11 protein-coding genes are annotated in these 14,892 nt (G+C 59.2%); all 11 read left to right on the top strand.

All coding sequences use genetic code 11. The features are described from left to right. Positions 1-8: 8 nt before the first annotated feature. The 11 genes from rseP to tilS all read left to right on the top strand — a co-directional run bounded on the left by rseP (position 9) and on the right by tilS (position 14,683). On the top strand, positions 9-1,361 hold the full coding sequence (rseP, locus tag DK870_RS23885) for a sigma E protease regulator RseP (protein WP_161549854.1): 1,353 nt from the start codon (positions 9-11) through the stop codon (positions 1,359-1,361). Positions 1,362-1,435: 74 nt separating this feature from the next. Next, complete coding sequence (gene bamA / locus DK870_RS23880) at positions 1,436-3,823, top strand: outer membrane protein assembly factor BamA (protein ID WP_104995708.1); 2,388 nt, start codon at positions 1,436-1,438, stop codon at positions 3,821-3,823. 45 nt (positions 3,824-3,868) lie between these two features. Then, entirely contained in the window at positions 3,869-4,372 is a 504-nt protein-coding gene (locus DK870_RS23875; protein ID WP_060754043.1) for an OmpH family outer membrane protein, read from the top strand. Positions 4,373-4,375: 3 nt separating this feature from the next. Continuing rightward, the gene (lpxD, locus tag DK870_RS23870; RefSeq protein WP_060754044.1) at positions 4,376-5,431 is read left to right on the top strand and encodes a UDP-3-O-(3-hydroxymyristoyl)glucosamine N-acyltransferase; all 1,056 of its coding nucleotides are present in this window, start codon (positions 4,376-4,378) and stop codon (positions 5,429-5,431) included. A gap of 111 nt (positions 5,432-5,542) precedes the next feature. Continuing rightward, entirely contained in the window at positions 5,543-5,983 is a 441-nt protein-coding gene (gene fabZ / locus DK870_RS23865) for a 3-hydroxyacyl-ACP dehydratase FabZ (protein WP_003172281.1), read from the top strand. Beyond that, positions 5,980-6,756, top strand: coding sequence for an acyl-ACP--UDP-N-acetylglucosamine O-acyltransferase (lpxA, locus tag DK870_RS23860; RefSeq protein WP_060754045.1), 777 nt, complete (start codon positions 5,980-5,982; stop codon positions 6,754-6,756). Before fabZ ends, lpxA begins: the two co-directional genes overlap by 4 nt. 2 nt (positions 6,757-6,758) lie before the next feature. Continuing rightward, a complete protein-coding gene (gene lpxB / locus DK870_RS23855; protein ID WP_161549853.1) occupies positions 6,759-7,898 on the top strand; it encodes a lipid-A-disaccharide synthase in 1,140 nt (379 codons plus the stop codon). Next, positions 7,895-8,527 (top strand): ribonuclease HII, encoded by a 633-nt coding sequence (gene rnhB, locus DK870_RS23850; protein ID WP_060754047.1) that lies wholly within the window; start codon positions 7,895-7,897, stop codon positions 8,525-8,527. The genes lpxB and rnhB overlap by 4 nt, the downstream gene beginning before the upstream one ends. Before the next feature lie 76 nt (positions 8,528-8,603). Next, positions 8,604-12,125: a DNA polymerase III subunit alpha gene (gene dnaE / locus DK870_RS23845; RefSeq protein WP_161549852.1), complete on the top strand. Its 3,522-nt coding sequence runs from the start codon at positions 8,604-8,606 to the stop codon at positions 12,123-12,125. A gap of 128 nt (positions 12,126-12,253) precedes the next feature. Next, complete coding sequence (locus DK870_RS23840) at positions 12,254-13,201, top strand: acetyl-CoA carboxylase carboxyltransferase subunit alpha (protein ID WP_060754049.1); 948 nt, start codon at positions 12,254-12,256, stop codon at positions 13,199-13,201. Between the two features lie 162 nt (positions 13,202-13,363). Continuing rightward, positions 13,364-14,683, top strand: coding sequence for a tRNA lysidine(34) synthetase TilS (gene tilS / locus DK870_RS23835; protein ID WP_161549851.1), 1,320 nt, complete (start codon positions 13,364-13,366; stop codon positions 14,681-14,683). Positions 14,684-14,892 lie beyond the last annotated feature (209 nt).

Here is a 14,892-nt window from a genome sequence, read left to right as displayed (position 1 = left end):
GAAATTAGATGAGTGCGCTTTATATGATTGTCGGCACCCTGGTTGCTCTGGGTGTGTTGGTGACCTTCCACGAATTCGGCCACTTTTGGGTGGCGCGTCGTTGCGGCGTCAAAGTACTGCGCTTTTCAGTCGGTTTCGGCATGCCCTTGTTGCGTTGGCATGACCGTCGTGGCACCGAGTTCGTGATTGCCGCCATACCACTGGGTGGTTACGTCAAGATGCTCGACGAGCGCGAAGGTGAAGTGCCGGCCGACCAGTTGGACCAGTCTTTCAATCGCAAGACCGTTCGTCAGCGTATCGCGATCGTCGCCGCCGGTCCGATCGCCAACTTCCTGTTGGCGATGGTGTTTTTCTGGGTGTTGGCCATGCTGGGCAGTCAGCAGGTGCGTCCGGTTATCGGCGCGGTCGACGCAGACAGCATGGCGGCCAAGGCTGGCCTGGCCGCGGGGCAGGAAATTGTTTCCATTGATGGCGAACCAACCACCGGTTGGGGAGCGGTCAATTTGCAGCTGGTGCGGCGTCTGGGCGAGAGCGGTACCGTCAGTGTTGTGGTTCGCGACCAGGACTCCACGCTTGAGACTGCGCGCGAACTGGCCCTGGATCACTGGCTCAAGGGTGCGGATGAGCCTGATCCGATCAAGTCCCTGGGGATTCGCCCGTGGCGACCGGCTTTGCCGCCAGTGCTGGCGGAGCTGGATCCGAAAGGTCCGGCCCAGGCCGCAGGTCTGAAAACCGGTGATCGCCTGTTGGCCCTGGATGGCCAGGTGCTCGGTGACTGGCAGCAAGTGGTCGATCTGGTACGTGTACGGCCCGATACCAAAATTGCGCTGAAAGTTGAGCGTGATGGTGCTCAAATCGACGTCCCCGTAACCTTGTCGGTTCGTGGGGAGGCCAAGGCCGCCGGGGGTTACCTGGGGGCGGGGGTCAAGGGTGTCGAGTGGCCGCCATCGATGGTGCGAGAGGTCAGCTTCGGGCCGCTGGCCGCGATTGGCGAGGGCGCGAAACGCACCTGGACCATGAGCGTGCTGACCCTCGAATCCCTCAAAAAAATGTTGTTCGGCGAGCTCTCGGTAAAAAACTTGAGTGGGCCGATAACCATTGCTAAAGTGGCGGGCGCTTCTGCCCAGTCGGGTGTCGCGGATTTCCTGAATTTCCTGGCTTATCTGAGTATCAGCCTTGGGGTTCTGAATTTGCTGCCTATTCCAGTACTGGATGGGGGGCATCTGCTGTTTTATCTGGTCGAGTGGGTGCGTGGTCGCCCCTTGTCGGATCGGGTGCAGGGTTGGGGGATACAGATCGGTATCAGTTTGGTGGTTGGAGTGATGTTGTTAGCTCTGGTCAACGATCTGGGACGACTGTAACGCTTCGCTGAATTGCGAATCTGCCGCATTTTGCGGCAGTTTGTTTATTGCCAGTTGGAATAAGAAAGGACTTCATGAAACGTCTGCTGCTAACTGCGGTTCTCACCGTATTGATGATCGCCGAAGTTCACGCCGAGTCCTTCACTATCTCCGATATTCGCGTCAACGGCCTCCAGCGGGTTTCCGCAGGTAGCGTCTTTGGTGCCTTGCCGTTGAACGTCGGGGAACAGGCTGATGATCGTCGCCTGGTAGAATCCACTCGTGCGCTGTTCAAAACCGGGTTCTTTCAAGATATCCAGCTGGGTCGCGAAGGCAACGTCCTGGTTATCACGGTCGTTGAGCGGCCTTCCATCTCCAGTATCACGATCGAGGGCAACAAGGCGATCTCCACTGAAGACCTGATGAAGGGCCTCAAGCAATCCGGCCTGGCCGAGGGCGAGATCTTCCAGCGCGCCACCCTTGAGGGTGTGCGTAACGAACTGCAACGCCAGTACGTTGCCCAGGGCCGCTACTCCGCGACCGTGGAAACCGAAGTCGTCCCCCAACCGCGTAACCGTGTCGGCCTGAAGGTCAACATCAACGAAGGTACGGTAGCGGCCATTCAGCACATCAACGTGGTGGGCAACACCAAGTTCGCTGATGAAGACCTGATCGACCTGTTCGAACTCAAGACCACCAACTGGCTGTCGTTCTTCAAGAACGACGACAAGTACGCTCGTGAAAAACTGTCCGGTGACCTGGAGCGTCTGCGCTCCTACTACCTGGACCGCGGCTATATCAACATGGATATCGCTTCGACCCAGGTGTCCATCACCCCGGACAAGAAGCACGTCTACATCACCGTCAACGTCAACGAAGGCGAAAAGTACAAGGTTCGTGACGTCAAGCTCAGCGGCGACCTGAAAGTACCTGAAGACCAGGTGAAGTCGCTGTTGCTGGTGCAGAAGGACCAGGTGTTCTCGCGCAAGCTGATGACCACCACGTCCGAGCTGATCACCCGTCGCCTGGGTAACGAAGGCTATACCTTCGCCAACGTCAACGGCGTACCGACCCCGCATGATGATGACCACACCGTGGACATTACCTTCGTGGTCGACCCGGGCAAGCGTGCCTACGTGAACCGCATCAACTTCCGTGGCAACACCAAGTCTGCGGACGAAGTGCTGCGCCGTGAAATGCGCCAGATGGAAGGTGGTTGGGCGTCGACCTACTTGATCGACCAGTCCAAGACCCGTCTTGAGCGCCTGGGCTTCTTCAAGGAAGTCAACGTCGAAACCCCGGCCGTTCCAGGTGTGGATGACCAGGTTGACGTGAACTACGCCGTTGAAGAGCAAGCCTCGGGTTCGATCACCGCCAGCGTCGGCTTCGCACAGAGCGCGGGCCTGATTCTGGGTGGCTCGATCACACAGAACAACTTCCTCGGTACGGGTAACCGTGTGTCTGTCGGCCTGACCCGAAGCGAATACCAGAGCCGTTATAACTTCAGTTATACCGACCCCTACTGGACTGCCGACGGTGTGAGCCTGGGCTACAACGCCTTCTATCGCACCACTGACTACAAAGACCTCGACGTCGACGTTGCAAGCTATGCAATCGACAGCATGGGTGTGGGGGCCAACATTGGTTACCCGATCAGCGAGACCTCGCGCCTGACCTTTGGTTTGACCGCGCAACAGGACAAGATCAAGACCGGTGTGTACACCGTGGATGAGATCTTTGACTTTACTCGTAAGGAAGGCGATCAGTTCCTGAACTTCAAGGCATCGGCCGGCTGGTCCGAGTCGACCCTGAACAAAGGCGTGCTGGCGACCCGTGGTCACTCCCAGAGCTTGACGCTGGAAGCCACTACGCCGGGCAGCGACCTGTCGTTCTTCAAGCTCGACTACCGTGGCCAGTTGTTCCAGCCGCTGAGCGATAACTACACCATGCGCCTGCACACTGAGCTGGGCTATGGCGATGGCTATGGTTCCACCAGTGGTCTACCGTTCTACGAGAACTACTATGCAGGTGGTTTCAACTCGGTTCGTGGCTTCAAGGACAGTACCTTGGGTCCACGTGGTACGCCGAGCCGTGGTTTCGCGAACACCGGTAACGTAGGGACTCAGCCGGATAGCGACGATAAGCCATTGCCATTCGGTGGTAACGTACTGATCCAGGGTGGTGCGGAGATTCTGTTCCCGCTGCCGTTCGTCAAGGACCAACGTTCCCTGCGTACTTCGGTTTTCTGGGATGTGGGTAACGTGTTCGACTCCAAGTGCGAGCAGGTCACCAACCCGAATGGTTCGAAGTCCAACACGCAGTGTAACGATGTGAGCTTCAGCAACCTGGCGAGCTCCGTGGGTGTTGGCGTGACATGGGTGACTGCATTGGGCCCGTTGAGCTTTGCTCTGGCCATGCCGGTCAAGAAACCGGATAACGCTGAAACCCAGATTTTCCAATTCTCCCTCGGCCAGACGTTCTAAGCGTCTGACCCAAGATAACGACAACGGATTCTGTAGGAGTGCATCGTGCGTAAGTTGACTCAATTGGTTCTGCTGGCAACTGTGCTGGTAACCACCCCGGCCTTCGCCGAAATGAAAATCGCCGTCCTGAACTATCAGATGGCTCTGCTGGAATCCGATGCGGCCAAGAAATACGCCGTGGATGCCGAGAAAAAATTCGGTCCGCAGCTGACCAAGCTCAAGACCCTGGAAAGCAGCGCCAAGGGCATCCAGGATCGCCTGGTAGCCGGTGGCGACAAGATGCAGCAGCCCGAGCGCGAGCGTCTGGAACTTGAATTCAAGCAAAAGGCCCGTGACTACCAGTTCCAGTCCAAGGAACTGAACGAAGCCAAGGCCGTTGCTGACCGTGAAATGCTCAAGCAGCTCAAGCCGAAGCTCGACAGCGCTGTGGAAGAAGTCATCAAGAAAGGTGCCTTTGACCTGGTGTTCGAGCGTGGCGCCGTGATCGACGTCAAGCCTCAATACGACATCACCCGCCAGGTGATCGAGCGCATGAACCAGCTGAAGTAACCCATGACCGCGACTATCAAACTCGGCGAGTTGGCCGAGTTCCTGGGGGCCGTCTTGCACGGCTCCCCGGAGAAGGAAATCACTGGGCTAGCCACCTTGCAGGAGGCTGGCCCAGCTCAGTTGAGCTTCCTCGCAAATCCTCAATACCGTAAGTACCTCGTCGGTTGCCAAGCCGCAGCCGTGTTGCTGAAGGCTGCTGATGCCGAGGGTTACGCCGGGGATGCGCTGGTGGTGGCCGACCCGTACCTGTCGTACGCGAAAGCGTCGCACCTGTTCGATCCAAAGCCCAAGGCCGCCGGGGGTATTCATCCCAGCGCGGTGATTGCCGATGATGCCCAGGTTGACCCCGCTGCCAACATTGGTGCGTTTGCCGTGATCGAAAGTGGCGCACGTATTGCCGCTGGCGTCACCGTGGGTGCCCATTGCTTTATCGGGGCGCGCTGTGAAATCGGCGCCGATGGCTGGTTGGCTCCGCGGGTCACCCTTTACCACGATGTGCGTATCGGTGAGCGCGTGGTTATTCAGTCGGGCGCAGTGATCGGCGGTGAAGGTTTCGGCTTTGCCAATTCCAAAGGCGTTTGGCACAAGATTGCCCAGGTTGGCGGTGTCTTGATTGGGGATGACGTGGAAATCGGCGTTAACACCGCTGTGGACCGTGGTGCCCTGGCCGACACCGTAATCGGTAACGGCGTGAAGCTCGACAACCAGATCCAGATCGCCCACAACGTGCAGATCGGCGACCACACCGCCATGGCGGCGTGTGTCGGTATCTCCGGCAGCACCAAAATCGGCAAGCATTGCATGCTCGCCGGTGGCGTAGGGCTGGTGGGGCATATCGATATTTGCGACAACGTTTTCATCACCGGCATGACCATGGTCACCCACTCGATCACCGAGCCAGGGGCCTACTCTTCCGGTACCGCCATGCAGCCGGCGGCTGAGTGGCGTAAAAGTGCAGCGCGCTTGAGACAGCTTGACGACATGGCCCGACGCCTCAAACAGCTTGAAAAGCGTGTTGGAGACGTGACCCCTGGCGGTAATGCTTCATCAGAAGGCTGATACCATTTCCATATCAAGTGTGCACAGCCGCTGGGCGGCTTCCTTGATTTGCTAGCGGGGCGTGCTTTTAGTTCGCCCGCCCCCAATCTTTATTACAGGCTTCCCCCCGAAATGATGGACATCAACGAGATTCGCGAATACCTGCCTCACCGTTACCCGTTCCTGCTGGTGGACCGCGTAGTGGACCTCAATGTCGAGGAAAAGCGCATTCGTGCCTACAAGAATGTCAGCATCAACGAACCGTTCTTCAACGGCCACTTTCCCGCGCATCCCATCATGCCAGGCGTGCTGATCATTGAAGCAATGGCCCAGGCTGCCGGTATCCTTGGTTTCAAAATGCTCGACCTCAAGCCTGCCGACGGCACGCTCTACTATTTCGTGGGCTCCGACAAACTGCGTTTCCGCAATCCGGTCACGCCGGGCGACCAGTTGATCCTGGAAGCCAAGTTCATCAGTTGCAAACGCCAGATCTGGAAGTTCGAATGCCAGGCCTCGGTGGATGGCAAGCCGGTGTGCTCGGCTGAGATCATCTGTGCGGAACGCAAACTATGAGTTTGATTGACCCTCGCGCAATCATCGATCCGTCGGCCGTACTGGCCGCCGACGTTGAGGTCGGCCCTTGGTCGATCGTCGGCGCAGGTGTTGAAATCGGCGAGGGGACTGTCATCGGGCCGCATGTGATCCTCAAAGGCCCGACGCGCATTGGTAAGCATAATCGTATCTACCAGTTTTCCTCGGTAGGCGAAGACACCCCCGACATGAAGTACAAGGGTGAAGAAACACGCCTGGTAATCGGTGACCACAACATCATCCGTGAAGGTGTGACCATTCATCGTGGCACCGTGCAGGATCGTGCCGAGACCACCTTGGGTGATCACAACCTGATCATGGCCTATGCGCATATCGGCCATGACAGCGTGATCGGCAACCACTGCATCCTGGTCAACAACACTGCATTGGCAGGCCATGTGCACGTTGACGACTGGGCGATTCTGTCCGGCTTCACCCTGGTCCATCAGTACTGCCATATCGGTGCCCACGCCTTTTCCGGCATGGGGACCGCAATCGGCAAGGATGTTCCGGCATTCGTCACGGTATTCGGCAACCCGGCCGAAGCCCGCAGCATGAACTTCGAAGGCATGCGCCGTCGTGGTTTCAGCGAAGACCAGATCCATGCCCTGCGTCGAGCCTACAAGGTGGTCTACCGCCAGGGGCTGACGGTTGAGCAGGCATTGACCGAACTGGCCGAGTCGGCTGCACAGTTTCCGGAAGTGGCCGTGTTCCGGGACTCGATCCAGGCGTCGACTCGCGGCATCACCCGTTAATCATGGCCAATCTGCGTATAGCGTTGGTGGCCGGGGAAGCTTCCGGCGATATTCTGGGGGCAGGCCTGATGCGTGCACTCAAGGCCCAGCATCCTGCCGTCGAGTTTATCGGGGTGGGTGGGCCGTTGATGCAGGCCGAGGGCCTCACGTCCTACTTTCCCATGGAACGCCTGTCCGTCATGGGGTTGGTGGAAGTGCTGGGGCGACTGCGAGAGCTGCTGGCTCGCCGCAAACTGCTGATCCAGACACTGATTGAAGAAAAGCCCGACGTCTTTATCGGAATCGACGCGCCGGACTTCACCCTTAACATCGAACTCAAATTGCGCCAGGCCGGGATCAAGACCGTGCATTACGTCAGCCCGTCCGTGTGGGCATGGCGGCAAAAGCGCGTGCTGAAGATCCGCGAAGGCTGCGACCTGATGCTGACCTTGCTGCCCTTCGAAGCCCGATTCTATGAAGAAAAGGGTGTACCGGTGCGCTTTGTGGGGCACACGTTGGCCGACACCATCCCTCTGCAGGCCGATCGCGCAGCGGCGCGTGCCGAGCTGGGCTTGGCCGATGGCCCGCTGGTTGCACTGATGCCGGGCAGCCGCGGTGGTGAAGTCGGGCGGCTGGGCGCGCTGTTTTTTGATGCCGCCGAGCGCTTGATGGTCTTGAAACCGGGTGTGCGCTTCGTGCTGCCGTGTGCCAGCCCGCAACGTCGTACGCAGATCGAGGCCTTGCTTGACGGTCGCAACTTACCGCTGACGCTGCTGGATGGTCAGTCGCACCTCGCGCTCGCGGCCTGTGATGCGGTGCTGATCGCTTCAGGCACTGCCACTCTCGAGGCGTTGTTGTACAAGCGTCCGATGGTAGTGGCCTATCGTCTTGCACCACTGACGTTCTGGATTCTCAAGCGCATGGTCAAAAGTCCCTACATCTCCTTGCCCAATCTGCTGGCCCAGCGCCTGTTGGTGCCGGAGTTGCTACAGGACGATGCGACCCCTGAAGCCCTGGCGCAGACTGTACTTCCCTTGATAGAGGGTGGCGAAGAGCAGACCCGTGGCTTTGACGATATTCACCGCACGTTGCGCCGTGATGCGTCGAACCAGGCGGCGGATGCCGTGCTCACCTTGATCGGCCATCGACAGGACACCCTATGAAGACGCAAATGGGCCTGGATTTCAGCCTGGTTGCCCACGCCGATGAACTGGTGGCCGGCGTTGATGAAGTAGGGCGCGGGCCGCTGTGCGGCGCCGTCGTTACGGCGGCCGTCATTCTTGACCCGAACCGTCCGATCCTGGGTCTTGACGATTCGAAGAAACTCACCGAAGCGCGCCGCGAAAAGCTCTACGACGAGATCTGTGAGAAAGCCCTGAGCTGGCATATCGCCCGGGCCGAGGTCGAGGAAATCGATGAGCTGAACATCCTGCACGCCACCATGCTTGCCATGCAGCGTGCGGTAGAGGGCCTGCACATCACGCCAAAGATGGCGATGATCGATGGTAATCGCTGCCCGAAACTGGCGATGCCGTCGGAAGCGGTGGTGAAGGGTGATAGCAAGGTGCCTGCTATTGCGGCGGCTTCAATCCTGGCCAAGGTCAGCCGAGACCGTGAAATGGCGGCTTTCGAATTGATCTACCCCGGCTATGGCATCGGCGGGCACAAGGGTTACCCAACGCCCGTTCATCTGGAAGCCTTGGCTCGTCTGGGCCCGACGCCGATCCATCGTCGCTCGTTCGCCCCGGTGCGCCTGGCTTACGAGGCGCGGGAGAGCCTCAGCGAGGTGTAGTCGCGAGGCTGATGTTTTGCTCAAGGCCCGGTACAATCCGGGCCTTGTTGTTTCCACGTATCTAGACAGGATCACTATGCCGGCTTCATTCGTTCACCTACGCCTGCACACTGAATACTCCCTGGTCGATGGCCTGGTACGGATCAAACCGCTGGTCAAAACCCTGGTGGGCATGAACATGCCTGCGGTGGCGGTGACCGACCAGAACAACATGTGCTCCCTGGTCAAGTTCTACAAGAACGCCATGGGCGCCGGCATCAAGCCGATTTGCGGCGCCGACCTGTGGCTGTCCAACAAAGACCCGGATAACCCCCTGAGCCGCATCAGCCTGCTGGCGATGAACGGCGTGGGTTATCGCAACCTCACCGAACTGATTTCCCGTGGTTTTATCGACGGCCAGCGCAATGGCTCGATCATCATCGAGCGCGAGTGGGTGGCCGAGGCCAGCGAAGGGCTGATCATGCTGTCGGCCGCCAAGGAAGGCGAGATCGGTATTGCGCTGCTCGGTGGCAACCCCCAGGAAGCCGAAGTACTGGCCCGCGAGTGGATGCAGGTCTTCCCCGACCGTTTTTACCTGGAAGTCCAGCGTACCAATCGGCCTAACGATGAAGAACACCTGCACGCCGCAGTGGCGCTGGCCGACAAGTTGGGCGCACCGCTGGTGGCGACCAACGATGTGCGTTTCATCAAGCGAGAAGATTTCGAGGCCCACGAAACCCGTGTGTGCATCGGTGAAGGCCGGGCGCTGGATGACCCGCGCCGCTCGAAAAACTACAGCGAAGAGCAATACCTCAAAAGTGCCGAGGAGATGGCCGAGCTGTTCAGCGACCTGCCCGAGGCCCTGGAAAACTCCGTCGAGATCGCCAAGCGCTGCAACATTGAAGTGAAACTGGGCAAGCACTTCCTGCCCAACTTCCCGATTCCCGATGGCATGACCATCGATGAGTACTTCCGCAAGGTGTCGTTCGATGGCCTGGAAGAGCGGTTGGCCGTTCTGCTGCCCAAGGACACTACCGAAGATTACGAGGCCAAGCGCCAGGTCTACGTGGATCGGCTGAATTTCGAGCTGGATATCATTATCCAGATGGGGTTCCCCGGTTACTTCCTGATCGTGATGGACTTTATCCAGTGGGCCAAGAACAACGGCGTGCCGGTTGGCCCGGGTCGAGGCTCAGGTGCCGGCTCGCTGGTGGCTTATGTACAGAAGATCACCGACCTTGACCCGCTGGAGTATGACCTGCTGTTCGAGCGGTTCCTGAACCCGGAACGGGTTTCCATGCCCGACTTCGACGTCGACTTCTGCATGGATGGCCGTGACCGCGTGATTGAGTACGTGGCTGAGAAATACGGCCGCAACGCCGTCAGCCAGATCATCACTTTCGGTTCCATGGCGGCGAAGGCGGTAATCCGTGACGTGGCGCGCGTACAGGGCAAGTCTTACGGCCTGGCGGACCGCCTGTCGAAGATGATCCCGTTCGAAGTCGGCATGACGCTGGAAAAAGCCTACGAGCAGGAAGAAATCCTGCGCGACTTTATCAAGGTTGATGAAGAGGCCGCCGAAATCTGGGACATGGCCCGCAAGCTCGAAGGTGTGGTGCGTAACGTGGGTAAACATGCCGGTGGCGTGGTTATCGCACCGACCAAACTTACCGACTTTTCGCCGATCTACTGCGATGAAGAAGGCGACGGCCTGGTTACCCAGTTCGACAAGGACGACGTGGAAGCCGCCGGCCTGGTGAAGTTCGACTTCCTGGGCCTGCGGACCCTGACGATCATCGATTGGGCGCTCAAGACGATCAACCGCGACCGCGCCAAGGCCGGCGAGGAGCCGCTGGATATCGCGTTCATCCCGCTGGATGACAAGCCGACCTATTCGTTGCTGCAAAAAGCCGAAACCACGGCAGTATTCCAGCTTGAATCCCGGGGCATGAAGGAGCTGATCAAAAAGCTCAAGCCCGACTGCCTGGAAGACTTGATCGCACTGGTGGCCCTGTTCCGTCCGGGGCCGCTGCAATCGGGCATGGTGGATGACTTCATCAACCGTAAGCACGGGCGTGCCGAGCTGGCATATCCGCACTCCGATTATCAGTACGAGGGCCTCAAGCCAGTACTGGCACCGACCTACGGCATCATCCTGTATCAGGAACAGGTGATGCAGATTGCCCAGGTGATGGCGGGCTACACCCTGGGTGGTGCGGACATGCTGCGTCGCGCCATGGGTAAGAAAAAACCCGAGGAAATGGCCAAGCAGCGCGGTGGTTTCATTGAGGGGTGTGCCACCAATAATATTGATGCCGACCTGGCCGGTAACATTTTCGACCTGGTGGAAAAATTCGCCGGTTATGGCTTCAACAAATCCCACTCCGCCGCCTACGGCCTGGTGTCGTACCAGACCGCCTGGCTGAAAGCCCACTACCCGGCGCCCTTCATGGCTGCGGTACTCTCGGCGGACATGCACAACACCGACAAGGTCGTGACCTTGATCGAGGAAGTGCGCACCATGAAGCTGCGCCTCGACGCGCCGGACGTGAACGCCTCGGAGTTCAAGTTCACGGTGAACGACGAAGGCCGCATCATCTATGGCCTGGGCGCGATCAAGGGGGTCGGCGAAGGCCCGGTGGAAGCGATCACCGAAGCGCGGCAGGACGGGCCGTTCAAGGATCTGTTCGACTTCTGTGCGCGGGTTGACCTCAAGCGCATCAACAAACGTACCCTCGATGGCCTGATTCGCAGTGGCGCACTTGACCGTCTCGGCCCCTATTTCCATGATGAGCCGAAGGCTTACCAGGCCAATATCGACCGCAACCGGGCAGTACTGCTGGCCGCCATGGAAGAGGCGATCAAGGCCGCCGAACAGACTGCCCGCACCCACGACAGTGGCCATGCGGACCTGTTTGGGGGGCTGTTCGTCGAAGACGATGCGGATGTGTACGCGAACCACCGCAAGGCCAAGGAATTGACCCTCAAGGAGCGTCTCAAGGGTGAGAAAGACACCTTGGGTCTGTACCTTACCGGTCACCCGATCGACGAATACGAAGGAGAAATCCGTCGTTTTGCCCGTCAGCGCATCATCGACCTGAAGCCGGCGCGCGACACCCAGACCGTCGCCGGCATGATCATCGCCCTGCGGGTGATGAAGAACAAGAAGGGCGACAAGATGGGCTTTATCACCCTCGACGACCGCTCGGGGCGAATCGAGGCGTCGCTGTTTGCCGATGCGTTCCACTCGGCACAATCGTTGCTGCAGACCGATGCCATGGTGGTGGTGGAAGGGGAGGTCAGTAACGATGACTTCTCCGGTGGCCTGCGTCTGCGGATCAAGCGGGTCATGAGTATGGAAGATGCCCGTACCAACCTGGCCGAAAGCCTGCGCTTGAAGGTCAAGACCGAAGCGCTCAAGGGCGATCAGCTACGCTGGTTGGGTGATTTGCTCAAGCGTCACCGTGGCGCTTGCCCTGTGACCATGGAATACACCGGCAACGACGCCAAGGCGATGTTGCAATTTGGCGAGACGTGGCGAATTGATCCGGCGGATGGCTTGATTCAAGCTTTGCGTGACCAGTTCGGGCGAGACAACGTCTTCCTCCAATACCGCTGATGGTCAGCACACCTGACCTCGGCTGAACATTTAATCTCGACCTAAACGCGCCTCTCCCTTAAGGTAGGGCGCGAATAGACAACCGGCTGGCCAGGCACTCCTTGGCCGTCGACCCAAGACGGACGCTTATGAACCCGAATTTTCTTGATTTCGAACAGCCGATCGCTGACCTGCAAGCCAAGATCGAAGAACTGCGCCTGGTCGGCAATGACAATTCGCTGAATATCGGCGATGAAATCTCCCGCCTGCAAGACAAGAGCAAGACGCTGACCGAAGACATCTTCGGCAAGCTGACCAGCTGGCAGATCGCACGCCTGGCTCGCCATCCGCGTCGCCCATACACCCTGGACTACATCCAGCACATCTTCACCGAGTTCGACGAGCTGCATGGCGACCGCCATTTCTCGGATGACGCCGCCATCGTTGGTGGTATCGCCCGCCTGGATGACCAGCCGGTCATGGTGATCGGTCACCAGAAAGGCCGTGAAGTCCGCGAGAAGGTGCGCCGCAACTTCGGCATGCCGCGTCCGGAAGGCTATCGCAAGGCTTGCCGCCTGATGGAAATGGCCGAGCGCTTCAAAATGCCGATCCTGACCTTCATCGACACGCCGGGCGCCTACCCGGGTATCGACGCTGAAGAGCGCAACCAGAGCGAAGCGATTGCCTGGAACCTGCGCGTCATGGCTCGCCTGAAAACCCCGATCATCGCGACTGTGATTGGTGAAGGGGGCTCCGGCGGCGCATTGGCCATTGGCGTTTGCGATCAGTTGAACATGCTGCAGTATTCGACCTACGCGGTGATCTCGCCGGAAGGTTGCGCCTCGATCCTGTGGAAAACCGCAGAAAAGGCGCCGGACGCTGCCGAAGCCATGGGCATTACTGCCGATCGCCTCAAAGGCCTGGGTATCGTGGATAAAGTGATCGCCGAGCCATTGGGCGGTGCTCACCGCGACCCGGCTGCCGCTGCTGCGACCATCCGCGCCGAACTGGGTTCGCAACTGGCGATGCTCAAGAAGCTGGATAACGAAGCGCTGCTGACCCGTCGTTATGAGCGCCTGATGAGCTACGGCCTGTAAGATCGTCGCAATACTCAATGTGGGAGGGGGCTTGCTCCCGATTGCGGAGTGTCAGTCAATGGATCCAGTGACTGACCCACTGCTATCGGGAGTAAGCCCCCTCCTACATTTGCTTTGTGTATGCTGGGTTGTCGCATTCCAGTTTGATGGCGGTATTTTCCGATGAAGCCAGCGCTAGCCGCCAAACTCCTTCAAGCCCTTGCCCCGTGGCGCAATGCCCCGGCCTGGCACGTCGCTTTCTCAGGTGGGCTGGATTCCACCGTGCTGCTGCACCTTCTGGTCTCTTTGGCAAAAACCGAAACGTTCCCGACGCTCAGTGCCGTGCATGTCCACCATGGCCTGCAAGCTGCCGCCGACGCATGGCCCGGTCATTGCCAGTCGGTGTGCGACAGCCTTGGCGTGCCCTTGTGCGTCATGCGTGTGCAGGTCCGGCCCGGAGCGAGCCTTGAGCGCGCCGCCCGCGACGCACGTTATCAGGCGTTTGCCGAAGTCACGGGGGCAGGGGGGGTGTTGCTTACGGGCCAGCATCGCGAAGATCAGGCCGAAACCCTGTTGTTTCGCCTGCTGCGTGGGGCCGGTGTGCGTGGCTTGGCGGCGATGCCTGGTCATCGCCCCCTGGCGGGAGGCCATCTGCTGAGACCCTTGCTCGACGTATCACGTGGTGAGCTGGAAGCCTACGCCCATGAACATCAATTGCTGTGGGTCGAAGACCCTTCCAATGCCGACCCGCATTTTTCGCGCAATTACTTGCGCCATCGCGTTTTCCCGGCACTGACGCAGCGCTGGCCGCAAGCCGCCAGCCGCCTGGCCCGTACCGCCGAGCAGCTCGGCGAGGCCCAGGGGCTGCTGGACGACTTGGCGCGGATGGACTTGCAGGCTGCGGACCAACCTTCACCATTCCCCTGGCTGCCTTTACCGTCACTGGCCCTTGCGCCATTGCGTGAGCTTTCCGACGCTCGCCAGCGCAACGCCTTGCGTCATTGGCTGACCCCGCTGACCCGTTTACCCGACAGTGATCACTGGGCCGGTTGGCATTCCCTGCGCGACGCCAAGCCGGATGCGCAACCTCTGTGGCGCATGGCCGATGGCGAGTTGCACCGTTGCGGCGAGCGCATCTGGTGGTTGCCGGGTGCCTGGGCGGAATTTTCCGACGCAACGTTGAGCTGGCCCGATCCGCAAAACCCACTAGAGTTACCCGGCAATGGCCGGCTGGAGTTGGTCGGCAAGGTGCCCGAAGGCCCTCTGGAGGTTCGTTATCGCCGGGGCGGTGAAGTGCTCGAGGTACCGGGGCGAGGTCGCCGTGATCTGAAGCGCCTGCTTAACGAAAGCGCGCTGCCGGGCTTCGTCCGTGGCAGATTGCCGCTCCTGTATCGGGAGGAGCAATTGCTGGGTGGCCCCAGCGTCGCTGGACGCTGGGCAGTACCGAGTGAAGATTGGCAATTGCATTGGTTGCCACAGAACTGCGATCAAGGTTTGAGCTGATAGAGCCTTTCCGGTAGACTACGCTCCCTTCTTGATACAACTTCTGTGGATTCTCCTGAATCGCAGCAGTTGCCGATTACCAAGCAGTCTTTGCTGGGCGATTCCAAAAAATGTGTAGCGATCAACGTACCGGTGTTTCATTGCTGGTCTGTCACCACGCGGCGGTTTTTTTGAAAGGTGCACTGTGATTAATGCAGGTGATCGGGGGC

The sequence above is a fragment of the Pseudomonas sp. Q1 genome (genome assembly GCF_009935975.1).
GTDB classification, from domain to species: domain Bacteria; phylum Pseudomonadota; class Gammaproteobacteria; order Pseudomonadales; family Pseudomonadaceae; genus Aquipseudomonas; species Aquipseudomonas palleroniana.
The sequence above is the reverse complement of the archived record's forward strand: the minus strand, read 5'-3'. Positions and strand labels throughout refer to the sequence as shown.